The following is a 26,053-nucleotide window of genomic DNA, read 5'->3' on the forward strand; positions in this document are numbered from 1 at the left end:
GGTTGGGTGGCGTATTCCGCTTATTGAGTTCCGCACTTCCCGGTCGGTCCAGAGTCGACGCCCACAAAAAAGCCCGGCAATCGCCGGGCTCTTTCTACTGCAAGGGTTGCTTAGGCAGTGAAGGTCTTGCCTTCGAACTGCTCAGCCACGAACTTCCAGTTGACCAGGTTCCAGAACGCTTCCACATACTTTGGACGTACGTTGCGGTAGTCGATGTAGTAGGCGTGTTCCCAAACGTCGCAGGTCAGCAGCGGGGTGTCGCCGCTGGTCAGCGGGTTGCCGGCGCCGATGGTGCTGGCCAGGGCCAGGGAACCGTCAGCCTTTTTCACCAGCCAGCCCCAACCGGAACCGAAGGTGCCGACGGACGTCTTGGTGAACTCTTCCTTGAACTTGTCGAACGAACCGAACGCAGTGTTGATGGCTTCAGCCAGAGCGCCGGTTGGTTGGCCGCCGGCGTTTGGCGCCAGGCAGTTCCAGTAGAAAGTGTGGTTCCAGACCTGAGCGGCGTTGTTGAAGATGCCGCCCGAAGAAGATTTGACGATCTCTTCCAGAGTCTTGCCTTCGAACTCGGTGCCAGGCACCAGGTTGTTCAGGTTCACGACGTAGGTGTTGTGGTGCTTGTCGTGGTGGAACTCCAAGGTTTCCTTGGAGATGTGCGGCTGCAGGGCATCGTGTGCGTAGGGCAGCGGCGGCAATTCGAAAGCCATGATGATTCTCCTAATCAGGTCAGTTGCGGTGAGCGCAAGGCCGATCACGGGCGGCCAAACAAGCGCCGGGGAGTTTGTACTCTTTGCGGCGCAGGGGCAGGATCATAGCACCGGGGGTGCGGCAAAACCACGCAACAACTGTGTGGGATAGAGGTTCCAGAGCCTTTTGGAATAAGTTCATGGCGCGCTTATTAATTGGTAAGCCACGCTGAACATCATCACTGCCACCACCAAGTCCAGCAGCCGCCATGTGGCCGGGCGTGCGAGCCAGGGGGCCAGCCACGCGGCGCCGAGTGCCAGGGTGGCAAACCACAGGAATGATGCACTTGCGGCCCCTGCTACGTAGGCGCCAGGTTCGGTCTGTTGCGCGCCGAGTGAGCCGATCAGCAGCACCGTGTCCAAGTAAACGTGGGGGTTGAGTAGTGTCACCGCCAAGGCACTGAGCATCACCGCGCGCAACGAGCGCACTTTGAGGTTGCCGCCTTGTTCCAGGCTCTGTGTCGAGAACGCCCGACGCAGTGCCAGGGTGCCGTACCACAACAGGAAGGCCGCGCCGCCCCAGCGGGCAACTGCCAACAGCAGCGGGTTCTGCGCAAGGACCGTGGCCAGGCCGAACACCCCGGCCGCCACCAGTAGCGCATCACACACCACGCACAACGCCGCCACTGGCAGGTGATGTTCACGGCGCAGGCTTTGCGCCAATACAAAAGCGTTCTGCGTACCGATGGCCATGATCAGGCCCAGCGCCACCAACAGCCCATTCAGATAGCTTTGCCACATAGGGTTTACTCCGAGTCCGTGGCCAGTTGCCGCAACACATGCATCGCGCGTTCTGCATCGGCCCGGCCGACAAATAGATGGTCGTGGTAGTAGCCGGCAATCACGTTACAACTGATCCCAGCCTTGCCCAGCGCACTGGCGAAGGCGGCCGTCAGGCCAACGGCTTCCAGGGCTGAATGCACATTCAGGGTGATCCAGGCGGCTACGTAATCGAAGGCCAACCCAGCGTGTTCGGCTTGCTGGCGTTCCAGGATCAGCGTCAGGCCTTCCTGTTCACGGAAGCTGCCGATCACTTCGCATCCTGCCGGGATGTTGTGATCGGGCAGGGTGCAGAACACGTAATCACCGTCATTGAGGTGAGGGCTCATACTGCGCAACAGGGTTGCCAGGGCGGTTTCGCCAGCCATGTGAGATTCCTTGATAGAGGTAAGCAATGCTGGTCATTCTCACGGGCTTACCTGTATAAGAAAAACCAATACTGCTGATCGCTCATTAGAGAAACTGATGTTCGACTATAAATTGCTTTCCGCCCTGGCGGCGGTGGTGGAACAGGCTGGCTTTGAACGAGGCGCCCAAGTGCTGGGGCTGTCGCAATCGGCGATTTCCCAGCGCATCAAATTATTGGAAGCGCGCATCGGCCAGCCGGTGCTGGTGCGCGCCTCACCGCCGACGCCGACCGATATTGGCCGACGTCTGCTTAACCATGTGCAGCAGGTGCGCTTGCTGGAGCGCGATCTGCAAAGCCAGGTGCCCGCGCTGGACGAAGAAGGCATGCCCGAACGCCTGCGCATCGCCCTCAATGCCGACAGCCTTGCCACGTGGTGGGCTGAGGCCGTCAGTGACTTCTGCGCCGAACAGCATTTGCTGCTGGATCTGATTGTGGAAGACCAGACCGTTGGTCTCAAACGCATGCGCGCCGGTGAAGTGGCTGCGTGTATCTGCGCCAGCGAACGTCCGGTGGCCGGCGCCCGCAGTCTGTTGTTGGGCGCCATGCGCTATCGGGCCCTCGCCAGCCCGGCCTTTATTGCCCGTCACTTTCCACAGGGAGTACGCGCCGATCAACTGGCCCGCACACCAGCGCTGGTGTTTGGTCCGGACGACTTCCTACAGCACCGCTACCTGGCATCCCTCGGCGTGGACGGTGGTTTCGAACACCATTTATGCCCATCGTCCGAAGGCTTTATCCGCCTGGCGGAATCCGGGCTTGGCTGGGGATTGGTGCCTGAACTGCAGGTGCGCGACCAGCTGGAAAAGGGTGTGCTGGTGGAGTTATTGCCAGATAAGCCCATCGATGTGCCGTTGTACTGGCATCATTGGCGCAGTGGCGGGCAGTTGTTGGGCCTGCTGACCGATCACTTGGCCCACGCATGTGGCCAATGGTTGGTGCCGTTGGACTGAGAGCGGTCGTCAAGGCAACAGCGATGAAAAACGAAAGAACACGGGGTAATACATGAAGATTCTGGTCACCGGCGCAAGCGGCTTCATCGGCGGGCGCTTTGCGCGTTTCGCCCTGGAGCAGGGCCTGGACGTGCGGGTCAACGGGCGGCGCGCCGAGGGTGTGGAACACCTGGTACGGCGCGGCGCCGAGTTTATCCAGGGTGATCTGAACGACGCCGACCTGGTGCGCGACCTGTGCCGCGATGTCGAAGCCGTGGTGCACTGCGCGGGTGCGGTGGGACTGTGGGGGCGTTACCAGGACTTTCACCAGGGCAACGTGCTGGTCACCGAAAACGTCGTTGAAGCCTGCCTTAAACAGCGGGTTGGGCGCCTGGTGCACCTGTCGTCGCCTTCGATTTATTTTGATGGCCGCGATCATCTGGGCCTGACTGAAGAACAAGTGCCAAAACGCTTCAAACATCCCTACGCTGCGACTAAATACCTGGCGGAACAAAAGGTTTTCGGTGCCCAGGAGTTCGGCCTTGAAGTGCTCGCCCTGCGCCCGCGTTTCGTTACTGGTGCCGGGGACATGAGCATTTTCCCGCGCTTGCTGAAAATGCAGCGCAAGAAGCGCCTGGCGATCGTCGGCGACGGCCTGAACAAGGTCGACTTCACAAGTATCCATAACCTCAACGAAGCCCTGCTCAGCAGTTTGCTGGCTCCCGGTTCGGCGTTGGGGCGGGCCTACAACATCAGCAACGGCGCGCCAGTGCCGGTGTGGGATGTGGTGAACTACGTGATGCGCCAAATGGAACTGCCCCAGGTCACCCGGTATCGGTCCTACGGCTTGTCCTACAGCGTGGCGGCGCTGAACGAGGCAGTCTGCGCACTGTGGCCCGGGCGCCCGGAGCCGGCGTTGACGCGTCTGGGCATGCAGGTGATGAACAAAGATTTCACCCTCGACATCAGCCGCGCCAGGCATTATTTGGATTACGAGCCGAAGGTCAGCCTGTGGACCGCCCTAGACGAGTTCTGCAGTTGGTGGAAGGCGCAGGATCCGGGGCTCAAATAAGGTCACACCAGGCAACACATCGGGAACCGAATTCAGGGTTCCGGGTCGATCAGTGCGACGGGGCTGGGGTTTATACTCCCGTCGCTCGGCCACCAGCCAGCTAACTCACCGATTCAGGGTTGATTCATGCGTAACGATGCTAAAGACGATTTCGACAACGTTCCCAGCCTGCGGGCCGATCATGGGGATGACGATGATTTCGAACCTTCCCCGGCCACCTCGGTGCGTTCGCGCAACGTGCCGGTCGTCAAGGTCAAGGGCGCCAGCACCGGCCCGCTGTGGGCATTGATCGGCGCGCTGCTGATCGCCTTTGCCGGCCTGGCCTGGTGGAGCTTCCAGCAGATATCCCTGATGGGCCAGCAGTTGGTTGCCACCCAGGAAAGTTTTGCGCGGATCAGCGAAGAAGCGGCGGGGCGCCTGCAGGATATCTCCGGCAAAGTGGTAGCCAGCGAAGCCAGCGTGAACAACGGCAGCGAAGCATTGAAACTGCAGATCAAGCAGTTGGAAAGCCAACTGCTAGAGCAGGGCAAGCAGCAACTCGGCGTTGCCGGCCAGGCCACCGAACTGGACAAGCGTCTCGCACAAATGACGTCCAGCACCAACGAGCTGTCGAGCGCCAATGCCAAGCTGCAAGGTCAGGTGCAGGCCCTGACCGACGCCGTAGCCAGCCTCAAGGCTGCGCAAGGTGATGCAGGCAAGCGCGACGGTGAGATAAAGGAGTTGGTCGCCGACGTTGCCGCGCTGAAAAAACAAGGCAACCCAAGCGCCGCCATCGCCCGTCTTGAGCAGGATTTGGTTGTGCTCAAAAGTGCGCAGGACAACCAGCCGGCCAATAACGATGCGCCGACCAATAAAGAGTTCGATGTGTTCCGCATCCAGACCACCCGCAATATCACTACCCTGCAAAGCCAGGTGCAGAACCTGCAACAACAGCTCAACGCACCGGCGAAGATCACCCCTCTGGGTCAATGACCAAAACCGGCCCTAATGTGGGAGGGGGGTTGGTCCCGATGGCGGTGGATCAGTCAATAGATGTAACGACCGACACTCTGCTATCGGGAGCAAGCCCCCTCTTACATTTGGATTGGATGTTTAGGGTGGAATAATGCTCACCTATAACATTGTCACTGCTTGGTGACATTTACCTTCCCCTTCGTTACTTGCCCTCATCTCGCCCTTGTTTAGACTCCGGTCACCCCACAAAAAATAATAAGGGCCACCCATGACTACGCAACGACTGCCTGCCAGCAGTTGGCTGAACGCACCTGCCCATCACGCTTGGCTCGCCGCCGAAGGGCAGCGCTTGCTGGCATTCGCCAAGGCCTCGCGTCTGCCTGAAGGTTTTGGCAACCTCGACGAAAAAGGCCAACTGCCAGCCAATGCCCACGCCGAAACCATGAATACCGCACGCATGACCCACAGCTTCGCCATGGCCCATGCCATGGGCTTGCCGGGCTATGCCGAATTGGTTGAGCACGGTGTTGCGGCCCTCAGTGGCCCTTTGCGTGATAGCAAACACGGCGGTTGGTTCGCCACGCCTCAGGCCTTCGATGGCAATACCGGCAAGGCCGCCTACCTGCATGCTTTCGTCGCCCTGGCAGCCAGTTCTGCCGTGGTGGCGGGCGCGCCTGGTGCGCAAAACCTGCTCAATGATGCGACCCACATCATCGACCAGTTTTTCTGGAGCGAAGAGGAGGGCGTTATGCTCGAATCCTTTGCTCAGGATTGGAGTGGCGTCGAAGCCTATCGCGGCGCCAACAGCAATATGCACGCGACCGAAGCCTTCCTTGCCTTGGCTGATGTGACGGGCGATACCCGCTGGCTGGACCGTGCACTGCGTATAGTCGAGCGCGTGATCCACACCCACGCCGCCGGTAACCAGTTTATGGTCATCGAGCATTTCGACCCGCACTGGCGCCCTTTGCTGAACTACAACGAAGACAACCGCGCCGACGGCTTCCGCCCCTACGGCATCACCCCAGGCCACGGTTTTGAATGGGCGCGGCTGGTGCTGCACCTGGAGGCCGCCCGTCTTCAAGCGGGGCTGGCCACGCCGGATTGGTTGGTGAGCGACGCCAAAGGCTTGTTCGCCAGCGCCTGCGAATACGCCTGGGCCGTGGATGGCGCCCCCGGCATCGTTTACACCCTGGACTGGAATCACCAGCCGGTGGTGCGCGAACGCTTGCATTGGACCCACGCCGAAGCCTGCGCCGCAGCCCAAGCCTTGCTTAAACGCACTGGCGAACTGCATTACGAAACCTGGTATCGGCGCTTCTGGGAGTTCTGCGAAACCCACTTTATCGACCGCATCCACGGCAGTTGGCACCACGAACTCAACCCGCATAACCAGCCCAGCAGCACTATCTGGGGTGGCAAGCCGGACCTGTACCATGCCTGGCAAGCGGTGGTGCTGCCTGCACTGCCCTTGGCACCGAGCATGACCAGCGCATTAAGCGCTGGGCGCTATGTCACCAACTGGTGACATTTGTGCGTCCCTTTGTTACCCGCGCTCGAAAAAACCATGTTTAAACTCCGTGCAGCGCAAGCTCTAGACTTGCATGCATAACAACAAGAAAAGGTATTCAGATGAACGCGATTAATCGCCTCGCCGTAGCTATTTCCGTTGCCTCGTTGTTTCCCCTCAGTGCATTTGCCGCCGACTCCAAAGGTACGGTTGAAGTTGTGCATTGGTGGACCTCGGGTGGCGAAAAAGCGGCTGTAGATGTCCTGAAGGCCCAAGTCGAGAAAGACGGCTTCACCTGGAAAGACGGTGCCGTTGCAGGCGGCGGTGGCGCCACTGCCATGACCGTGCTCAAAAGCCGCGCGGTCGCCGGTAACCCTCCCGGCGTTGCCCAGATCAAAGGCCCCGATATCCAGGAATGGGCGTCCACTGGCCTGCTCGACACTGACGTGCTCAAAGACGTCGCCAAAGAAGAAAAATGGGACTCCCTGCTCGACAAGAAAGTCTCCGACACTGTGAAGTACGACGGTGACTACGTCGCCGTGCCGGTCAACATTCACCGTGTGAACTGGCTGTGGATCAACCCGGAAGTCTTCAAGAAAGCCGGTATCACCAAGAACCCAACCACCCTCGAAGAATTCTACGCAGCCGGCGACAAGCTCAAGGCTGCGGGCTTTATTCCGCTCGCCCACGGTGGCCAGCCTTGGCAGGACAGCACCGTGTTCGAAGCGGTCGTGCTCTCGGTGATGGGTGCCGATGGCTACAAGAAAGCCCTGGTTGACCTGGATAACGCCGCGCTGACCGGCCCGGAAATGGTCAAGTCCCTCACCGAGCTTAAGAAAGTCGCGACCTACATGGACGTCGATGGCAAAGGCCAGGACTGGAACCTCGAAGCCGGCAAAGTCATCAACGGCAAGGCCGGTATGCAGATCATGGGTGACTGGGCCAAGTCCGAATGGACTGCCGCCAAGAAAGTCGCCGGTAAAGACTACGAGTGCGTAGCCTTCCCGGGCACCGACAAAGCCTTCACTTACAACATCGACTCCCTGGCGGTGTTCAAGCAGAAAGACAAAGGCACCGCTGCCGGTCAGCAGGACATCGCCAAAGTCGTGCTGGGTGAAAACTTCCAGAAAGTGTTCAGCATCAACAAGGGTTCGATCCCTGTTCGTACTGACATGCTCAATGAAATGGACAAACTCGGCTTCGACTCCTGCGCCCAGACCGCTGCCAAAGACTTCCTGGCAGACGCCAAGTCTGGCGGCCTGCAGCCAAGCATGGCGCACAACATGGCCACCACACTGGCCGTGCAAGGCGCGTTCTTTGATGTCGTGACCAACTTCATCAACGACCCGAAAGCAGACCCGGCCGACACCGCCAAGAAACTCGGCGCTGCGATCAAGTCAGCCAAGTAAAAGCTGACCTTGTGAGGGGGACCCCTAACCCCTCACAAGGCCTGTTCCTGTAGTCCTTTTTCCCTGTATTGGATTTCCCCATGAGTTCTGTTGCTGTGTTCAGCAAAGCCTCGCCGTTCGATGCACTGCAGCGCTGGCTACCCAAACTGGTGCTGGCGCCCAGCATGTTCATCGTCTTGGTGGGCTTCTACGGCTACATCCTGTGGACGTTTGTGCTGTCGTTCACCACATCCACGTTCCTGCCAAGCTACAAATGGGCGGGTCTGGCGCAGTACGAGCGTTTATTCGACAACGATCGCTGGTGGGTGGCGAGCAAGAACCTGGCGCTGTTTGGCGGCATGTTTATCGGCATCACCTTGGTGATCGGCGTGACGCTGGCGATTTTCCTTGACCAGAAAATCCGCCGCGAAGGCTTCATTCGCACCATTTACCTGTACCCGATGGCGCTCTCGATGATCGTCACCGGTACCGCCTGGAAATGGCTGCTCAACCCGGGCATGGGCCTGGACAAACTCCTGCGTGACTGGGGCTGGGAAGGCTTCCGTCTCGATTGGCTGATCGACCCGGATCGTGTGGTCTATTGCCTGGTAATCGCTGCTGTGTGGCAAGCCTCCGGATTCATCATGGCGATGTTCCTCGCCGGTTTGCGTGGCGTTGATCAATCGATCATCCGCGCCGCGCAGATCGACGGCGCGAGCCTGCCGCGCATCTACTGGAGCGTGGTGCTGCCGAGCCTGCGTCCAGTGTTCTTCAGTGCAGTGATGATCCTGGCGCACATTGCCATCAAGAGCTTCGACCTGGTGGCGGCGATGACCGCGGGAGGTCCGGGCTACTCGTCCGACCTGCCGGCGATGTTCATGTATTCGTTCACCTTCAGCCGTGGCCAGATGGGCATGGGGTCGGCGAGTGCAATCCTGATGCTCGGTGCGATCCTCGCGATCATCGTGCCTTACCTCTACTCCGAGCTGAGGACCAAACGTAATGACTAGTCTCGCCTCTAAACCGCCCATCAGCCTGAGCCGCATCGCGATTTACGCAGTGCTGATCCTCGCCGTGCTGCTGTACTTGGTGCCGCTGGTGGTGATGCTGCTCACCAGCTTCAAGACCCCGGAAGACATCACCAACGGCAACCTGCTGAGCTGGCCCACCGTGGTCACCGGCATCGGCTGGGTCAAGGCCTGGGACACCGTCGATGGTTACTTCTGGAACTCGATCAAGATCACCGTTCCGGCTGTACTCATTTCCACCGCCATCGGCGCATTGAACGGTTATGTGCTGTCGTTCTGGCGCTTCCGTGGCTCGCAGCTGTTCTTCGGTCTGCTGTTGTTCGGCTGCTTCCTGCCGTTCCAGACCGTGCTGCTGCCCGCGTCGTTCACCCTCGGCAAGATGGGCCTGGCCAGCACCACCACAGGCTTGGTGTTCATCCATGTGGTCTACGGCCTGGCGTTCACCACGCTGTTCTTCCGTAACTACTACGTGAGCATTCCGGATGCGCTGATCAAGGCTGCGCGCCTGGACGGTGCAGGATTCTTCACCATCTTCCGTCAGATCATTCTGCCGATGTCGACGCCGATCATCATGGTCTGCCTGATCTGGCAGTTCACTCAGATCTGGAACGACTTCCTGTTCGGCGTGGTGTTCTCCAGTGGCGACTCCCAGCCCATCACGGTGGCGCTGAACAACCTGGTCAACACGAGCACCGGGGCCAAGGAATATAACGTGGATATGGCGGCGGCGATGATCGCCGGGCTGCCGACCCTGCTGGTCTATGTGATCGCAGGCAAGTATTTCGTGCGCGGCCTGACGGCCGGCGCGGTCAAGGGGTAATCATGGCTACGCTTGAACTTCGCAATGTAAACAAGACCTATGGCGCCGGCCTGCCCGACACCTTGAAGAACATCGAACTGTCGATCAAGGAAGGTGAATTCCTGATCCTGGTCGGCCCTTCGGGTTGCGGTAAATCCACGCTGATGAACTGCATCGCCGGTCTTGAGACCATCACCGGCGGCGCGATCATGATCGGTGACCAGGATGTGAGCGGCATGAGCCCCAAGGATCGCGACATCGCCATGGTGTTCCAGTCCTACGCGCTGTACCCGACCATGAGCGTGCGCGAGAACATCGAGTTTGGCCTGAAGATCCGCAAGATGCCGCAAGCCGACATCGACGCCGAAGTGGCGCGCGTGGCCAAGCTGCTGCAAATCGAACACCTGCTTAACCGCAAGCCGGGCCAACTCTCCGGCGGCCAGCAACAGCGCGTGGCCATGGGCCGTGCCCTGGCGCGTCGGCCGAAGATTTACCTGTTCGACGAACCGCTGTCCAACCTCGACGCCAAGCTGCGCGTCGAGATGCGCACCGAAATGAAACTGATGCACCAGCGTCTGAAAACCACCACCGTCTACGTGACCCACGACCAGATCGAAGCCATGACCCTGGGCGACAAAGTGGCGGTGATGAAGGACGGCATCATCCAGCAGTTCGGCACGCCGAAAGAGATCTACAACAACCCGGCCAACCAGTTCGTGGCGAGCTTCATTGGTTCGCCACCGATGAACTTCGTACCTCTGCGCCTGCAACGCAAGGACGGTCGCTTGGTGGCACTGCTCGACAGTGGCCAGGCCCGTTGTGAGCTGGCGCTGAACGTGACGGATGCGGGTCTTGAAGACCGCGACGTGATCCTGGGCCTGCGCCCGGAGCAGATCATGTTGGCGACGGGCGAGGGCGACAGCGCATCGAGCATTCGTGCCGAAGTTCAGGTCACCGAGCCAACCGGACCGGACACCCTGGTGTTCGTGCAACTCAATGACACCAAGGTCTGCTGCCGCCTGGCGCCCGACGTGGCACCCCAGGTGGGCGAGACCCTGACCCTGCAATTCGATCCGGCCAAGGTGTTGCTGTTCGACGCCAAGACGGGGGAGCGTCTGGGCACTGCTGCCTCAGTGCCGACACAGGGACATGCCGATAACGTGGCTCAGTTCAAGGGTCGCTGAACGATATAAGTCGTTGTTTTAGTTAAAAAATGTAACCCGCGTTAGATAAAAACAGTTTAATAACAATAAAGACGAGGATGTAGGGATGAAAAAGCAACACAACAACACTCGGCTGATCTGCCAACTGTCAGCAGCAGCAGCCCTGGTATTGTCCGCCAATGCGATGGCGGCCGATGCATTCAGCGCCGATTCCAAGTGGATGACCGGCGATTGGGGCGGCGAGCGTACCAAGCTGATCGAGCAAGGTATCGATATCAAGGCCGACTACGTTGGGGAGATGGGCGCCAACCTGCATGGTGGCTACAACGACGACAAGACTGGTCGTTACTCCGACCAGTTTGGTTTGGGCGTAGCACTGGATCTGCAAAAGCTGTGGGGCTGGGATAACACTCAGGCCAAGATCCAGTTGACCAACCGTAATGGCCAGAACATCTCCAACGACCGCATTGGCGATCCGCGTGCCGGCACGCTGAGCTCGTCGATGGAAGTCTACGGTCGTGGCCACATGGTGCGTCTGACCCAGTTCTGGATTCAACACCAGATGTTCGACAACAAGCTGGATGTGAAGCTCGGCTACTTCGGTGAGGGCGAAGACTTCAACACCTTCCCGTGCGACTTCCAGAACCTGTCGTTCTGCGGCTCGCAAGTCGGTAACTACGTGAACACTTGGTACAACTGGCCTGTCAGCCAGGCGGCCATTCGCGTGAAGTACAACATCACGCCTGAGTTGTACGCGCAGATCGGTGCCTACAACCAGAACCCATCGCAGCTTGAGCACGGCAATGGCTTCAAGCTCAGCGGCAGTGGCACCAAGGGCACCGTGATTCCGGTGGAATTGGTCTGGTCGCCGAAAGTTAACAACCTGCCGGGCGAATACCGTGTGGGTTACTACAAGAGCGCGGCTGATGCACCGGACGTGCGTGAAGACGTCAACGGTGGCAATGCGGTCCTCACTGGCGCAGACTTCCGTACCCGCAGCAGCAAGAAAGGCTACTGGTTCGTTGCACAACAGCAGCTCACCACGCACAACGGCGATGCTTCGCGCGGCCTGAACATCGCAGCGAACGCCACCTTCCACGACAAGGAAACCAACCTGGTCGACAACTACCAGTCCTTGATGCTGGTGTACAAAGGTCCATTCGACGCGCGTCCAAAAGATGACGTCGGCATTGGTGCTGCTCGTCTGCACGTCAACAATGATGTGAAGAAGAACGCTGAGCTGCTGAACGCCGATAATGGCGTAAGTGACTATGACAGTGCGCTGTACACGCCGATTCGCGAGACCGAGTACAACTTCGAAATCAACTACGGCTTCCACGTCACCAACTGGCTGACCGTGCGTCCCAACCTGCAATACGTTGTCCAACCGGGCGGCGTGGATAAAGTCGACAACGCGTTGGTGGCTGGCCTGAAAATTCAGTCTACGTTCTAACGTTGTTGCGATAAGCTCCTTCTCTCTGTGCGCATTTGCGGGTAGCCATGGCTATCCGCTTTTTTTTGGGTGGCACTGTGATATTCGGGACCGTGGCACATGCATGAGCATCCGCTGCAACGCTTTTTCAAATCCTTGCGCCAGCGTCCAGTGTTCGCCTGGGAGCGCTTTCAGATGCGCGATGTGTTGGTGATTGACCATCCGCTGTGTCAGGCGGTGTTCAGCCGGCAGGGCGCGCAACTGTTGCATTTCCAACCCCGTGGCCAGAAACCCTGGCTGTGGTGCGCGGCCAAGTGGCCGCAAGTCGGCGCCATCCGTGGTGGCGTGCCGGTGTGCTGGCCGTGGTACGGCCGTCACCCGAGCGAGAACGCGTGGCCATCCCATGGCTGGGCGCGATTGATCGACTGGAAACTGCTCGACAGCAGCACCGACGACGACGGCGTACGCCTGCACTGGCAATTGCAGTTGTGCGACTGGCAGGTCGACCTGCACGCGCACCTGGGCGAAACCCTGGAACTGCGCCTGAGCACCGAGCATCAAGACGAACTCCCATGCCAGTTGAGCCATGCTTTGCACGCTTACTGGCGTATTGGTCACGTCGACGAGATAGCGCTGTCTGGGCTCGACGGCGCCCAAGGTTATGACCAGCTCAATCGTCAGGCTTGCCAGCAGGAAGGCGAGTTGCGGGTGGACGGTGGGTGCCAGCGGGTGTTCCAGCACGAGGGTGAACTGCAGCTCAAGGATCACGCCTGGCAGCGTGAACTGTGTATCGACACTGGCGACAGTGCGGACACCGTGGTGTGGCATCCAGGCAGCCGGCCGTTGCTGGGGGTCAGTTTTAACGAGGCGTCGGGGTTTGTGTGCGTGGAGTCGGCGATGGCTGGCGCAAGTCTGGCGCCGGGGGAGCGGGCGCATCTCAGCTTGCAGGCGCGGGCTGGGGTTTAGCGGTGTGGCTGATGGCCCTATCGGGGTAAAGCCCCCTCCCACAGTTTGATTTGTGAATACATTTCAAACGTGGGAGGGGGCTTGCCCCCGATGAGGCCAGTGAAACCAATACTCAGCCTGGCTTAGTTGAACTCATCCCCAACCGGATAGCGGCTGTCATTCAAACTCTCTTTGATCTTGCGCAGATGCGGCTGGAAATCCACGCCGCGGCGCAAAGTCATGCCGGTGGCCAGCACATCCAGCACCGTCAGCTGAATGATCCGCGAGGTCATCGGCATATAGATGTCGGTGTCTTCCGGCAGCGGAATGTTCAGGCTCACGGTACTGGCCTTTGCCAGCGGTGAATTCTCGGCAGTCACGCCCAGCACCGACGCGCCGTTTTCCCGTGCGATACGCGCTACTTCCACCAACTCGCGGGTACGCCCGGTGTAGGAAATAATCACGAACAGCTCGCCGGTGTGCGCCACTGAGGCGATCATGCGTTGCATCAGCACGTCGGCGTGGGCGGTCACCGACAGGTTGAAGCGGAAAAACTTGTGCAGCGCATCCATGGCCACCGGCGCAGACGCGCCCAGGCCGAAGAAGTGGATCTGCCGCGCCTGGATCAACAAGTCCACGGCCTTGCTGATCAGGTTCGGGTCCAAGGCCTGGCAGGCGCTGTCCAGGGACGCAATGGCGCTGCCAAAGATCTTCTGGGTGTAGGCCTCGGGGTTATCATCGGCCTCCACGGCACGGCTGACATAAGCTGCGCCACTGGCCAGGCTTTGCGCCAACTGCAATTTGAGTTCAGGGTAACCGCTGACGCCGAACGAACGGCAGAAACGGTTGACCGTCGGTTCACTGACCGAAGCGGCCTGGGCAAGGGCGGCAATAGAGAAGCGGGTCGCCTGCTGCGGGTTGAGCAGGATGACCTCGGCGACTTTTTTCTCAGCCTTGTTCAATTCTTCGAGGCGGTTCCGGATCTGTTCCAGAAGATTTCGCACGCGGTCCATTCAGTCTTTCCTTCGGGCGACGATGCAAATAAAGGGCGGCAGCCAATCGACGAGTGGCTTTTCGCGGTGGCCTATCCTACTGAGGGTAGCTGAACACCACCACTCGGAATGCGTATTTCGGGAAAATGTTGTGGTTATTACTACATTTTTCCTTGAGTGATGCCTTGAAAAAAGGTATTTGTAGCTTAACTTGATAAAAGAACAAACATCATGCCTTCGATAACCGTAGAACCCTGCACCTTTGCCCTGTTTGGCGCCTTGGGTGATCTGGCGCTGCGCAAGTTATTTCCTGCCCTCTATCAACTTGATGGCGCTGGGCTGCTGCACGACGACACGCGCATCCTGGCCCTGGCCCGTGAAGCCGGTTCCGAGCAGCAGCACCTGGCTCATATCGAAAAAGAACTGCGTAAATATGTCGGCAACGAACTGGACGAAAGCATCGCCCAGCGTTTCCTGGCGCGCCTGACTTATGTCCACGTCGACTTCATGAAGGCCGACGACTACGTGGCCCTGGCTGAACTGGCGGGTACCGAGCAACGCCTGATCGCTTATTTCGCCACCCCGGCCGCGGTGTACGGCGCGATCTGCGAGAACCTGTCCAAGGTCGGCCTGGCGGAAAACACCCGCGTGGTGTTGGAAAAACCCATCGGTTCGGACCTGGAGTCCTCGCGCAAGGTCAACGATGCCGTGGCGCAGTTTTTCCCGGAAAACCGCACCTACCGTATCGACCACTACCTGGGCAAAGAGACCGTCCAGAACCTGATCGCCCTGCGTTTCGCCAACAGCCTGTTCGAAACCCAGTGGAACCAGAACTACATCTCCCACGTGGAAATCACCGTGGCCGAGCAAGTCGGTATCGAAGGCCGTTGGGGCTACTTCGATAAGGCAGGCCAGTTGCGGGACATGATTCAGAACCACCTGTTGCAACTGCTTTGCCTGATCGCCATGGACCCGCCGGCCGACCTGTCCGCCGACAGCATCCGTGACGAGAAGGTCAAGGTGCTCAAGGCCCTGGCGCCGATCAGCCCGGATGGCCTGACCACTCAGGTCGTACGTGGCCAGTACATCGCCGGCTACAGCGCCGGTAAAGCGGTGCCGGGTTACCTGGAAGAAGAGAATTCCAACACCCAGAGCGACACCGAAACGTTCGTCGCACTGCGGGCCGATATTCGTAACTGGCGTTGGGCCGGGGTGCCGTTCTATCTGCGCACCGGCAAGCGCATGCCGCAGAAGCTGTCGCAGATCGTCATCCATTTCAAGGAACCGTCTCACTACATCTTCGCCCCCGAGCAGCGCTTGCAGATCAGCAACAAACTGATCATTCGCTTGCAGCCGGACGAAGGGATTTCCCTGCGTGTGATGACCAAGGAGCAGGGCCTGGACAAGGGCATGCAACTGCGTAGCGGGCCTCTACAACTGAATTTTTCCGACACCTATCGCAGCGCGCGCATCCCCGATGCCTACGAGCGTTTGCTGTTGGAAGTGATGCGCGGCAATCAGAACCTGTTTGTCCGTAAAGATGAAATCGAAGCCGCGTGGAAGTGGTGTGACCAGTTGATCGCCGGGTGGAAAAAATCCGGTGATGCGCCGAAGCCGTATGCGGCGGGTTCCTGGGGGCCGATGAGCTCCATTGCACTGATCACGCGGGATGGGAGGTCTTGGTATGGCGATATCTGAATTGAAACTGCCTCGTGGCGTAACTGCCCATGAGTACCGCACGCCAGTGCAACTGGCGGACGGCCTGGCCAATGACGTGGCAGAGCAACTGCGCACGGCCATCAGTGCCCGTGGCGAAGCGACCCTGGTTGTATCCGGTGGCCGCAGCCCTGTGGCGTTTTTCCAGAACTTGGCCAAGCAAGGCCTGGACTGGTCCAAGGTCACGATTACCCTGGCCGACGAGCGCTGGGTGCCGGTGGAACATGCCGACAGCAATGCTGGCTTGTTGAAACAGCATCTGTTGCAAGGCCCGGCCGCCAAGGCCAAGTTTTTGAGTCTGTACAGCGCCGCCGCCAATCTAGAAGACGCTGCCGAGCAGGCCGATCGCCTGCTGGCCGAGTTGCCAGCCATTGATGTGCTGGTACTGGGCATGGGCGATGACGGTCACACCGCATCGCTGTTTCCCAACAGTCCGAATCTCGCCGAAGCGTTGCAGGCCGACGGTACCCGCCGTTGCTGGCCGATGCTGGCGCCGACCGTGCCGCACCAGCGCCTGACCATGAGTCGCGCGTTGCTGGCCACGGCCAACTACACCGTGCTGTCGATTTCCGGCAGTTCGAAATTGACCACCTTGAGCGCCGCCCTGGCCAGTGACGACGTTGCTGCCATGCCGATTCGCGCGTTTTTGCAACCTACTTTAGAGATTTACTGGTGCCCATGAGCCAAGGATCAGCCGCTATGAAAAGCCCCCAACCGACCGTGTCCATGGCGGATAAAGTTGCTTTGATCGACAGCCTCTGCGCCAAGGCGCGGATCCTGCCGGTGATTACCATCGCCCGCGAACAGGACATCCTGCCGCTGGCCGATGCCCTGGCAGCCGGTGGTTTGACCGCATTGGAAGTGACCCTGCGTTCCGAGTTCGGTCTCAAGGCCATTCAGGTACTGCGCGAGCAGCGTCCGGAACTGTGCACTGGTGCCGGCACCGTGCTCGACCGTCACATGCTCGAAGCGGCCGAAGTGGCTGGCTCGCAATTTATTGTCACCCCCGGGATTACCCGCGACCTGCTGGAAGCCTCGGTGCACAGCCCGATTCCTTTGCTGCCAGGCATCAGCAACGCCTCCGGCATCATGGAAGGCTATGGCCTGGGCTACCGCCGCTTCAAGCTGTTCCCGGCCGAAGTCAGCGGCGGCGTGGCGGCGATCAAGGCTCTAGGTGGCCCGTTCGGCGAAGTGAAATTCTGCCCGACCGGCGGCGTTGGCCCGGCCAACATCAAGAGCTACATGGCGTTGAAAAATGTGATGTGCGTAGGTGGTAGCTGGATGCTTGACCCTGAGTGGATCAAGAACGGCGACTGGGCCCGTATTCAGGAAGTCACCGCCGAGGCGCTGGCGCTGCTGGATTGATCTGATTTACCGAATCGTTGTTGCTGTGCTTAACGGCATTTTTGCGGTGCACTTGGTCGGTGTACCGCTTTTTTTTGCCTGTAGAAAAGCGCTTATTCGGCGCTCAACTCGGTAATAGCGTTGATCAGCGCATGAATGTCCTGCGCGGAGGTCACCAGCCCTGGCGTCACTCGAATACACGTGCCAAACGCTGCTCCGGTTCGCGTGGTGGCAAACAGGTCGTACTCTTTGAGTAGCCGATCGACCATGCCTTGCTGATCGCGGCCGACGAATTTGAACGCGGTAATCCCGCAATACAGCCGTGGATCATCCGAGGTCAGGACCTCAATGCCTTTCAGTGATCGCACCTGACTTACCCATAAATCGCGCAGGTAATTCACCCGAGCACCTTTGGCTGCTGCGCCACCCAATGCCCGATGTTCTTCAAATACCAATGGCAGTGTCATCAGCGCTGGAAAGTTCGGCGTGCTGTAAGACGTGCGTGCGCGAACATCCGTGATGGGGTAGTGGAATTCGCCCATGTCCGGATCGATGTCTGCCAGGCGTTCCGGAGCGATATACAGAAAGCCCAGGGTCAGCGGTGCACCGATCCATTTATGCAGGTTGAAGCCGGCGAACTGGATACCCAGCTCGGCGAGGTTGAAGTCGATCTGGCCCAGGGCATGGGCGCCATCGAGGATCACGTCGACGTCATGTTCACGCGCCGCCTTGGCGATGGCTGCGACGGGCATCACCAGGCCGGTGCGGTGGGTGACGTGAGTCAGCGCCATCAGCTTTAAACGCGGGTACTCAGCGAAGGCACTGCGATAGGTCTGCAACAGACTGTCGAAACTGGCCGGGTGCGTGTGGGAAAGCTTGATCACCTCTACACCGCGAACCCCGGCCAGCCAACGCATGGCGCCCTTGACGGTGTCGTACTCCAAATCACTGATCAACACTTGGTCGCCCGGTTGCAGACGGTTGTAGTTGCGGATCAGCGACTGCAACGCTTCGGTGGCATTGCGGGTAAAGGCCACCGACTCAGGATCTACATCGATTAGTTCGGCCAATTGGCGGCGGATCTCGACGTTCTCGCCCTGTTCAAAGCGCTGGCGCACGTGCAGCGAATTGCTGCGGTTGATAAACGCCACATGGTCCAGATACTGCGCCTGTACTGCGCGGCTCATACGCCCGAAGTAGCCGTTTTCCAGATTGATCGGACCCGGTTCCAGGTCATACCGCTGGGCGATGGCGTGCCAGTGACGTTCGTTGTTTGCATTCCCTTGCATGGCGCAGTTCCTGATTAATGGCGCGGGGCGGGCTTGCCGTGTTTAGTGCGCAAGGGTTCGAGCAGTTCCGACAAACCGTTGTGGTCGATTTCCTGCATCAAGGCCAGCAAACCGCCCAGCTCGCCGTGGGGAAAGCCTTCGCGGGCAAACCAGTTCAGGTAAGGACCCGGCAGGTCGGCGATGATCCGGCCCTTGTATTTGCCGAAGGGCATTTCGCGGGTGATCAGCAGTTCGAGTTTTTCGGGGTTCATGGGGGATTCAATGGCGTGAGTCGAGACGTTCGAAAATACAGGCATTCTGCATGAAGGCCAAATGACAGATCATGCAAATAACGTACATACAGATCGTTCAAATATTTTTAAGTTGTTGAAATTAAACATAAAAGTTGTTTTTCAAAACCTGGCACGAGCGCTGCAATCATTAAGACAACCCTTCGTAACCTGCCTAAGGAATTGAAAAATGACTGACATCAATAAAGAATCGATCTCCGTACTCAATGACCTGATCGAGACCAGCATCGACGGCCAGAAAGGTTTCAAAGAATGCGCCGAAGACATCAAACACCCAGAACTCAAGGCGCTGTTTGCCAAGCGTTCCGCTGACTGTGCAACCGCCGCCGCCGAGCTGAAAACCGCCGTGCGTGCCCTGGGTGGTGATCCGGAAGATTCGGGTAGTGTGGCCGGCGCCCTGCACCGTGGCTGGGTCGACGTAAAGTCGATGGTTACCGGTAAAGATGAAGAGGCTGTTCTGAACGAAGCCGAGCGCGGCGAAGACCACGCACTCAAGGCTTATAAAGAAGCGATCGAGAAGATCAACAAGCACAACCTGCTGGGCATTCGTGACTTGGTTGAGCGTCAGTACCACGGCGTACAGCGCAACCACGACCAGGTGAAAGCCCTGCGTAACCAGGCTCGCGCTCAGTCGTAAGCCCTGCTGTGTAACAACTGTGGGAGGGGGCTTGCCCCCGATAGCGGTGGATCAGTCGATATTTCAATGACTGACACACCGCAATCGGGAGCAAGCCCCCTCCCACATTTGTATGGCGTTGGCCTTGAAACCAGACTCAGCCGATGCTGATCGGCGGCAGCTCGGTCAAGGTCACGACCTGCTGTTTGCGTGGCGCGAGGATTTCCGCCTCGCCATCCACTACCAACTCATCGCGCTGATTGAACACGCGAGTGGCGATACGTACGCGAAACTTCGGCAGCTTCTCGAGGATTTCCAGACGCACGGTCAGGGTATCGCCGATTTTGACCGGCTTCTGGAAGGTCATCTGCTGGCCGATATAGATAGTGCCCGGCCCAGGAAGCTCGCAGGCAACGGCCGCGCTGATCAAGGCGCCGCTGAACATACCGTGGGCGATACGCTCCTTGAACATGGTCGCCTTGGCGTATTCGGCATCCAGGTGCACCGGGTTGTGGTCGCCGGACATGGCGGCGAACAACTGGATGTCGCGCTCTTCGACCGTCTTGCTATAGCTGGCGGTCTGGCCGACTTCGAGGGCTTCGTACGGGGTGTTGGTTACCTGAGTCATCTAAAGGTGCATCCTGTGGCTAAACGGTAATTATCGGCCGATTTTAAACGGCTGATTTTAAAAGAAAAGTTATTCGCAGCGTGCTGGTCTGCGCAACGTCAGGGCCTGGTCGAGCCACGTCAGCACATCGGCGGTGACTTCATCGCGGTTGGTTTCGTTGAACACTTCGTGACGCGCCTGCGGGTACACATTCAATTGCAGATGCTGGCAGCCGGCCTCGCGCAGGGCGTGGGCCAGGTTTTTGAGACGCTTGCCCTCACTCACCGGATCACATTCGCCGCCCATCACGAGGATCGGCAGGCCCGGATCAATCTGGGCGAGATTGGACGCTTTGCTGATTTGCTGCAAGCCGCCAAGCAGGTCGATCCACAGCTGGTTGGTACACCGGAAGCCGCAGAGTGGATCGCTGATGTATTTGTCCACTTCATCCGGGTCACGGCTGAGCCAGTCGAACGCCGTGCGGTTGGGCTTGAAGGCCTTGTTGAACGAGCCGAACGACAGGAACTCGATCAGCGCACTTCGCCCCCGTACACCCTGGCGCAGACGTTCGGCCCGAGCGATCACCCGCGCTGCGCGGTACAGCGCTACCGGTTGGAAATTCGAGCCACTGAGAATTGCCCCGTGCAGGCTGGCGCTGTGGTGCAGCAGGTAGGCCTGGGCGATGTAGCTGCCCATGCTGTGGCCCAGCAGGATGATCGGCAGCCCTGGTTGCTGCTGGCCGATGTGTTGATTGAGGCTTGCCAGGTCGCCTACCACTTTATTCCAGCCATCCTTCTCGGCGTACAACCCCAGCGTACCTTCGTCGGCGGTACGTCCATGGCCACGCTGGTCCGGTGCATACACGCCATAGCCTGCGCTGCATAACGCTTCGGCCAAGCGTCCATAACGCCCGCTGTGCTCGGCCATGCCGTGGGACAGCATGACTACGGCGTGAACCGGGCCGTCGGGCATCCATTGATTGACGTACAGGCGGCTGCGGTCATTCGCGGTCAGCCAGAAGGTGCTGTGGTTCATGGCGCTTCCTTTGCTATGGGTCGTTGCAGTGTATAGCTGATCTGCCGAGGGGCGGGGTATCTGCCTACGCATCAGCGGCAAGATTCATACAATCAATGACACGATTTAGCGTATTTGCCTGTTTGGTCATAGCTGCTAACGTCCCCAAAGCTCCGCTTGTTATAAGCGGCCGGACATACTCAGGTAAGGGGACAAGAATAATGCAACCTGGTTTCTGGAATGACAAACGCGCGGCGGGCGTTCCCAACGATATCGACCTCACGGCCTACAAGTCGGTGATCGAAGTCTTCGAGCGCTCGTGCAAGGCCTTTGCCGACCGTCCGGCATTCAGCAACATGGGCATCACCCTGACTTACGCCGAGCTTGAGCGCCAGAGTGCGGCGTTCGCCGGTTACCTGCAACAGCACACCGACCTCAAGCCCGGCGAGCGCATCGCAGTGCAGATGCCCAACGTGCTGCATTATCCGATTGCCGTGTTCGGCGCCTTGCGCGCGGGGCTGATCGTGGTCAACACCAACCCGCTGTACACCCCGCGCGAGATGCGCCACCAGTTCAAGGACGCCGGCGTGCGTGCGCTGGTCTACCTGAACCTGTTTGGTTCGCGGGTACAGGAAGTGTGCAACGACACCGAGATCGACTACCTGATCGAAGCCAAGATGGGCGACTTTCTGCCCGCCGCCAAAGGCTGGCTGGTCAACACCGTGGTCGACAAGGTCAAGAAGATGGTCCCGGCCTATAGCCTGCCGCGCGCGGTGTCATTCAAGCGTGCCCTGCGCATGGGCTCGGGCCTGGCGGTGACCCGTCACCCCGTGACCCTGGATGACATCGCCGTGCTGCAATACACCGGCGGCACGACCGGCCTGGCCAAGGGCGCGATGCTCACCCATGGCAACCTGGTGGCAAACATGCAGCAGGCGCGTGCGTGCATGTCTCAGGTCGGCGACGACGGCCATCCTTTGATCAAGGAAGGGCAGGAGGTGATGATCGCGCCGCTGCCGCTTTACCACATCTATGCCTTCACCGCGAACTGCATGTGCATGATGGTCACGGGTAACCACAACGTACTCATCACCAACCCGCGGGACATCGGCGGGTTTATCAAGGAGCTGAAAAAGTGGCGCTTTACCGGGCTGCTGGGGCTTAACACGCTGTTTGTGGCGTTGATGGACCATCCGGAATTCAAGACCCTGGATTTCTCCCACCTCAAACTCACCAACTCCGGTGGCACGGCACTGATCAAGGCCACGGCCGAACGCTGGCAGCAAGTCACCGGCTGCACGATTGGCGAGGGCTACGGCCTGACAGAAACCTCACCGGTGGCGTGCACCAACCCCTATGGCAACAAATCGCGCCTCGGTACCGTGGGCATTCCCGTGCCGGCTACCGCGATGAAGGTGATTGATGACGAAGGCGTGGAGTTGCCTCTGGGCGAACGCGGCGAGCTGTGCATCAAGGGCCCGCAGGTGATGAAGGGCTACTGGCAGCAACCGGCCGCCACGGCCGAGAGCCTGGACGCTGAGGGTTGGCTCAAGACCGGCGACATCGCGGTGATCGATGAGGATGGCTTTGTACGCATTGTCGATCGCAAGAAAGACCTGATCATCGTCTCGGGTTTCAACGTGTACCCCAACGAGATCGAAGACGTGGTGATGGCCCACCCGGCCGTGGCCAACTGCGCGGTGATCGGCGTGCCGGACGAGCGCACGGGGGAGGCGGTTAAGTTGTTTGTGGTGGCGCGTGCCGAAGGCGTGAGCCTTGAGGAGTTGAAGACCTACTGCAAGGCCAACTTCACGGGGTACAAGGTGCCCAAGCAGATTGTGTTACGAGACTCGTTGCCGATGACGCCAGTGGGCAAGATTCTGCGCAGGGAGCTACGCGACATCGCCTGACCATGAATTGAAATGCAATCAAATGAGGGAGGGGGCTTGCTCCCGATAGCGGTGTATCAGTCACTGAATGTATTGACTGAACCACGGCAATCGGGAGCAAGCCCCCTCCCTCATTTGGTTTTGATTGTTCTGAAGACCCCATTCCAGAGCCTTGAAGTGGGTAATTCGAGCGCCAAAATAATTGTGACTAAATATTGTCCTACAGTCGAGTTTATGACTGTAAGGCCCGCTTTTGGCTCTAGTCGGCCCTTGGCAAAGCTGCTACTCTCGGCGCGCTTTGTGACGTCTAGGCCTGCTTGAAAGCGCCAGATTCACCTAAAAAAACATACACCAATAATAATCGCATCAAATGCGATGATGAATTCGCGTCGCTGAGGAGTGGGCTTCCATGAACGAAGACTTTTGGAAGGATAAGTACCCCGCCGGGATTGCTGCAGAAATCAATCCAGACGAGTATCCAAATATTCAGGCGGTACTGAAACAGTCCTGCCAGCGCTTCGCTAACAAACCGGCTTTCAGCAACCTGGGCAAGACAATCACCTACGGTGAACTGTACGAATTGTCCGGCGCCTTCGCCGCGTACCTGCAACAACATACCGACTTGAAACCCGGCGATCGCATCGCCGTGCAACTGCCCAACGTCCTGCAATACCCGGTCGCGGTATTCGGCGCCATCCGTGCCGGCCTGATCGTGGTCAACACCAACCCGCTGTACACCGCGCGGGAAATGGAACACCAATTCAACGACTCCGGTGCCAAGGCCCTGGTCTGCCTTGCCAACATGGCCCACTTGGCGGAAAAGGTCGTGCCCAAGACCGCCGTCAAGCATGTGATCGTCACCGAAGTCGCCGACCTGTTGCCGCCGCTCAAGCGCCTGCTGATCAACAGCGTCATCAAGTACGTTAAGAAAATGGTCCCGGCCTACCACTTGCCACAGGCGATCAAGTTCAACGACGTACTCGCCAAGGGCAACGGCCAACCAGTCAACGACGTCAACCCGGCGAGCAGTGACGTGGCCGTTTTGCAATACACCGGCGGCACCACCGGCGTAGCGAAGGGCGCGATGCTCACCCATCGCAACCTCGTTGCCAATATGTTGCAGTGCAAGGCGCTGATGGGCTCCAACCTCAATGAAGGCTGCGAGATCCTGATCACGCCGCTGCCGCTGTACCACATCTATGCGTTCACCTTTCATTGCATGGCGATGATGCTGATCGGCAACCACAACATCCTGATCAGCAATCCGCGTGACTTGCCGGCAATGGTCAAGGAACTGTCGAAGTGGAAGTTCAGCGGCTTTGTCGGTCTCAACACCTTGTTCGTGGCGCTGTGCAATAACGAAGGCTTCCGCAAGCTGGACTTCTCTGCACTCAAGGTCACCCTGTCGGGCGGCATGGCCCTGCAACTGGCGGCCGCCGAGCGTTGGAAGGCCGTGACCGGGTGTGGCATCTGCGAAGGTTACGGCATGACCGAAACCAGCCCGGTGGCCACTGTGAACCCGATCCAGCACATCCAGATCGGCACCATCGGCATTCCGGTGCCGTCCACGGTGTGCAAAGTCATTGCCGATGACGGCACCGAGCTGGCGCTGGGCGAAACTGGCGAGCTGTGCGTCAAGGGCCCGCAGGTGATGAAGGGCTATTGGCAGCGCCAGGACGCGACCGACGAGATGCTCGACAGCGAAGGCTGGCTGAAGACCGGCGACATCGCGATCATCCAGCCGGACGGCTACATGCGTATTGTCGACCGCAAGAAAGACATGATCCTGGTCTCAGGTTTCAACGTGTACCCCAATGAGCTGGAAGACGTACTGGCAGGGCTGCCGGGCGTGCTGCAATGTGCGGCCATCGGCGTGCCGGACGAGAAATCGGGGGAGATCATCAAGCTTTTCATCGTGGTCAAGCCGGGCGCCACCCTCACCAAGGATCAGGTGATGGAGCATATGCGCGCCAACGTCACCGCCTACAAGGTGCCCAAGGCTGTCGAGTTCCGCGACGCATTGCCGACCACCAACGTAGGCAAGATCCTGCGTCGTGAATTGCGTGATGAAGAGTTGAAGAAGCTGGGCCTGAAAAAGTAAGCCGATAAAAAACCCGCCGATGCGGGTTTTTTAATGACTGGATTGGAATGCAATCCAATCCAGTGTGGGATGGGCGGTACGACGATTCGACTTGCCTCCGATAGGGGGGATCAGTCACCAGATTCAGTGACTGACACTCTGCTATCGAGAGCAAGTCATATCGTCGCACCGCGCCTTCCACCTTTAAATCCGGTGCTTATAGGGCGAAATGCGCGAAGCTCACGTTAGCGCCTGCTGGGCGTACGTCTTTAAGGAACGAATCCTTGTCCGCGCTCAATTCCAACGTAATCTCGGGCTTGCGCTTGCCCGAATTGCGCACTACCAGACCTTCGATATGCTCGCGCAGGAACGCCGTCGGCACCTTCAGGTGCAGCAACTGGTCCGTCTCGGCGTTGTGCATCAACAAGTGAATCCACTCGTAATGGCCCACCGCAATACGGCCCAGTGGCAGGTCGAACCACCAGATATTGCGCTTGCGGTCCAGGTCGGTGAAATGGCAGTTGTTGACGCCGAGTACGGCACCGCCCAGTTCCTGGTTTCTACGGGCGATGGCCTGTGCTTTATTGAGTTTCATAACCTTCCTACGGGATCTGTTATTCAGCGTTATAGCCTGAATGTGCCGCGCATTCTCGTGGGTTGGCCGCCAAACATAAAGTCAAACCTGCCGTTTTGGACGAAATGCCCGCTGAAAATAATTGAAACTCTGCCGAACGGCCTCTGGTCAATCTTTGTGTAATCACCAAAACCCTTGATTGTTCTTTCGGAGAAATACCATGAGCAGCACATCGGACAAGGCAAAAGGCTTGGCAAACGAAGCGATCGGCAACATCAAGCAAGGCGTCGGCAAAGTGACCGGCAACGACAAGCTTCAAGCTGAAGGTGTGATTCAGGAAAAGAAAGGCGAAGTGCAGAAAGCAGTCGGCGATACCAAAGATGCGATCAAAAAAGCGACCAAGTAAGTCTGTATCACTGGCTGTATTCGTACAGCCCGGCGGCCATCCACGGATGGCCGTTTTTGTATCCCTTATTGCAACTAAATT

26 protein-coding genes are annotated in these 26,053 nt (G+C 58.7%); 17 read left to right on the forward strand and 9 right to left on the reverse strand.

Annotated elements, in window-relative coordinates; all coding sequences use genetic code 11:
- Window positions 1–110: 110 nt before the first annotated feature.
- The 3 genes from ACKZ62_RS05855 to ACKZ62_RS05865 form a co-directional block, all read right to left on the reverse strand.
- Window positions 111–707, reverse strand: a complete 597-nt coding sequence (locus ACKZ62_RS05855) for a superoxide dismutase (protein ID WP_032862548.1) — start codon at window positions 705–707, stop codon at window positions 111–113.
- Window positions 708–884: 177 nt separating this feature from the next.
- Window positions 885–1,487: a LysE/ArgO family amino acid transporter gene (locus ACKZ62_RS05860; RefSeq protein ID WP_032890993.1), complete on the reverse strand. Its 603-nt coding sequence runs from the start codon at window positions 1,485–1,487 to the stop codon at window positions 885–887.
- Between the two features lie 5 nt (window positions 1,488–1,492).
- Entirely contained in the window at window positions 1,493–1,894 is a 402-nt protein-coding gene (locus tag ACKZ62_RS05865) for an ACT domain-containing protein (protein WP_032890994.1), read from the reverse strand.
- A 97-nt stretch (window positions 1,895–1,991) separates the two neighbouring features.
- Between ACKZ62_RS05865 and ACKZ62_RS05870 the strand changes: the two genes are divergently transcribed.
- The 10 genes from ACKZ62_RS05870 (at window position 1,992) to ACKZ62_RS05915 (ending at window position 13,176) form a co-directional block, all read left to right on the forward strand.
- Window positions 1,992–2,885: a LysR family transcriptional regulator ArgP gene (locus ACKZ62_RS05870; RefSeq protein WP_032890995.1), complete on the forward strand. Its 894-nt coding sequence runs from the start codon at window positions 1,992–1,994 to the stop codon at window positions 2,883–2,885.
- 52 nt (window positions 2,886–2,937) lie between these two features.
- A complete protein-coding gene (locus ACKZ62_RS05875) occupies window positions 2,938–3,936 on the forward strand; it encodes an NAD-dependent epimerase/dehydratase family protein (protein WP_032890997.1) in 999 nt (332 codons plus the stop codon).
- 126 nt (window positions 3,937–4,062) lie between these two features.
- Window positions 4,063–4,908 (forward strand): ATPase, encoded by an 846-nt coding sequence (locus ACKZ62_RS05880; RefSeq protein ID WP_032890998.1) that lies wholly within the window; start codon window positions 4,063–4,065, stop codon window positions 4,906–4,908.
- 250 nt (window positions 4,909–5,158) lie between these two features.
- Window positions 5,159–6,418, forward strand: coding sequence for a D-mannose isomerase (locus ACKZ62_RS05885; RefSeq protein ID WP_286819041.1), 1,260 nt, complete (start codon window positions 5,159–5,161; stop codon window positions 6,416–6,418).
- Window positions 6,419–6,522: 104 nt separating this feature from the next.
- A complete protein-coding gene (locus tag ACKZ62_RS05890) occupies window positions 6,523–7,809 on the forward strand; it encodes an ABC transporter substrate-binding protein (protein WP_032891000.1) in 1,287 nt (428 codons plus the stop codon).
- Between the two features lie 80 nt (window positions 7,810–7,889).
- Window positions 7,890–8,798 (forward strand): carbohydrate ABC transporter permease, encoded by a 909-nt coding sequence (locus tag ACKZ62_RS05895; RefSeq protein ID WP_003175732.1) that lies wholly within the window; start codon window positions 7,890–7,892, stop codon window positions 8,796–8,798.
- Entirely contained in the window at window positions 8,791–9,636 is an 846-nt protein-coding gene (locus ACKZ62_RS05900; protein WP_442116822.1) for a carbohydrate ABC transporter permease, read from the forward strand. Before ACKZ62_RS05895 ends, ACKZ62_RS05900 begins: the two co-directional genes overlap by 8 nt.
- A gap of 2 nt (window positions 9,637–9,638) precedes the next feature.
- Entirely contained in the window at window positions 9,639–10,799 is a 1,161-nt protein-coding gene (locus ACKZ62_RS05905) for an ABC transporter ATP-binding protein (RefSeq protein WP_032891003.1), read from the forward strand.
- Between the two features lie 85 nt (window positions 10,800–10,884).
- Complete coding sequence (locus ACKZ62_RS05910; RefSeq protein ID WP_032891004.1) at window positions 10,885–12,231, forward strand: carbohydrate porin; 1,347 nt, start codon at window positions 10,885–10,887, stop codon at window positions 12,229–12,231.
- Between the two features lie 99 nt (window positions 12,232–12,330).
- Window positions 12,331–13,176 (forward strand): D-hexose-6-phosphate mutarotase, encoded by an 846-nt coding sequence (locus ACKZ62_RS05915; RefSeq protein WP_447096427.1) that lies wholly within the window; start codon window positions 12,331–12,333, stop codon window positions 13,174–13,176.
- Between the two features lie 122 nt (window positions 13,177–13,298).
- On the opposite strand, the gene ACKZ62_RS05920 is transcribed toward ACKZ62_RS05915, so the two are convergent.
- Complete coding sequence (locus ACKZ62_RS05920) at window positions 13,299–14,159, reverse strand: MurR/RpiR family transcriptional regulator (RefSeq protein WP_169851198.1); 861 nt, start codon at window positions 14,157–14,159, stop codon at window positions 13,299–13,301.
- A gap of 219 nt (window positions 14,160–14,378) precedes the next feature.
- Between ACKZ62_RS05920 and zwf the strand changes: the two genes are divergently transcribed.
- The 3 genes from zwf to ACKZ62_RS05935 are packed head-to-tail and all read left to right on the forward strand — an operon-like array spanning window position 14,379 to window position 17,228.
- Window positions 14,379–15,845: a glucose-6-phosphate dehydrogenase gene (zwf, locus tag ACKZ62_RS05925; RefSeq protein ID WP_032891006.1), complete on the forward strand. Its 1,467-nt coding sequence runs from the start codon at window positions 14,379–14,381 to the stop codon at window positions 15,843–15,845.
- The gene (pgl, locus tag ACKZ62_RS05930) at window positions 15,832–16,545 is read left to right on the forward strand and encodes a 6-phosphogluconolactonase (RefSeq protein ID WP_032891007.1); all 714 of its coding nucleotides are present in this window, start codon (window positions 15,832–15,834) and stop codon (window positions 16,543–16,545) included. Before zwf ends, pgl begins: the two co-directional genes overlap by 14 nt.
- A 17-nt stretch (window positions 16,546–16,562) precedes the next feature.
- Window positions 16,563–17,228 carry a bifunctional 4-hydroxy-2-oxoglutarate aldolase/2-dehydro-3-deoxy-phosphogluconate aldolase gene (locus tag ACKZ62_RS05935; RefSeq protein WP_017735662.1) on the forward strand — a complete coding sequence of 222 codons (666 nt, stop codon included), beginning with the start codon at window positions 16,563–16,565 and terminating at the stop codon, window positions 17,226–17,228.
- Between the two features lie 92 nt (window positions 17,229–17,320).
- On the opposite strand, the gene ACKZ62_RS05940 is transcribed toward ACKZ62_RS05935, so the two are convergent.
- Together ACKZ62_RS05940 and ACKZ62_RS05945 are read right to left on the reverse strand one after the other, a co-directional pair.
- The gene (locus ACKZ62_RS05940; protein WP_447096428.1) at window positions 17,321–18,496 is read right to left on the reverse strand and encodes an aminotransferase class V-fold PLP-dependent enzyme; all 1,176 of its coding nucleotides are present in this window, start codon (window positions 18,494–18,496) and stop codon (window positions 17,321–17,323) included.
- Window positions 18,497–18,510: 14 nt separating this feature from the next.
- On the reverse strand, window positions 18,511–18,747 hold the full coding sequence (locus ACKZ62_RS05945; protein WP_032891009.1) for a DUF3820 family protein: 237 nt from the start codon (window positions 18,745–18,747) through the stop codon (window positions 18,511–18,513).
- Between the two features lie 208 nt (window positions 18,748–18,955).
- Between ACKZ62_RS05945 and ACKZ62_RS05950 the strand changes: the two genes are divergently transcribed.
- Complete coding sequence (locus ACKZ62_RS05950; protein WP_032891010.1) at window positions 18,956–19,423, forward strand: ferritin-like domain-containing protein; 468 nt, start codon at window positions 18,956–18,958, stop codon at window positions 19,421–19,423.
- A gap of 136 nt (window positions 19,424–19,559) precedes the next feature.
- Here the strand turns inward: ACKZ62_RS05950 and ACKZ62_RS05955 are convergent, their stop codons facing one another.
- Entirely contained in the window at window positions 19,560–20,030 is a 471-nt protein-coding gene (locus tag ACKZ62_RS05955) for a MaoC family dehydratase (protein WP_024077080.1), read from the reverse strand.
- A 69-nt stretch (window positions 20,031–20,099) separates the two neighbouring features.
- On the reverse strand, window positions 20,100–21,044 hold the full coding sequence (locus ACKZ62_RS05960) for an alpha/beta hydrolase (protein ID WP_122680749.1): 945 nt from the start codon (window positions 21,042–21,044) through the stop codon (window positions 20,100–20,102).
- A gap of 200 nt (window positions 21,045–21,244) precedes the next feature.
- Here ACKZ62_RS05960 and fadD2 point away from each other — a divergent pair, with 200 nt between their 5' ends.
- Window positions 21,245–22,933, forward strand: coding sequence for a long-chain-fatty-acid--CoA ligase FadD2 (fadD2, locus tag ACKZ62_RS05965; RefSeq protein WP_032891013.1), 1,689 nt, complete (start codon window positions 21,245–21,247; stop codon window positions 22,931–22,933).
- Between the two features lie 388 nt (window positions 22,934–23,321).
- Window positions 23,322–25,013 (forward strand): long-chain-fatty-acid--CoA ligase FadD1, encoded by a 1,692-nt coding sequence (gene fadD1, locus ACKZ62_RS05970; RefSeq protein WP_032891014.1) that lies wholly within the window; start codon window positions 23,322–23,324, stop codon window positions 25,011–25,013.
- Window positions 25,014–25,209: 196 nt separating this feature from the next.
- Here the strand turns inward: fadD1 and ACKZ62_RS05975 are convergent, their stop codons facing one another.
- Window positions 25,210–25,587, reverse strand: coding sequence for a hypothetical protein (locus ACKZ62_RS05975; protein WP_032891015.1), 378 nt, complete (start codon window positions 25,585–25,587; stop codon window positions 25,210–25,212).
- Between the two features lie 199 nt (window positions 25,588–25,786).
- Here ACKZ62_RS05975 and ACKZ62_RS05980 point away from each other — a divergent pair, with 199 nt between their 5' ends.
- On the forward strand, window positions 25,787–25,972 hold the full coding sequence (locus tag ACKZ62_RS05980; protein WP_447096429.1) for a CsbD family protein: 186 nt from the start codon (window positions 25,787–25,789) through the stop codon (window positions 25,970–25,972).
- The last annotated feature ends 81 nt before the right edge of the window (window positions 25,973–26,053 follow it).

The organism is Pseudomonas sivasensis (genome assembly GCF_052938085.1).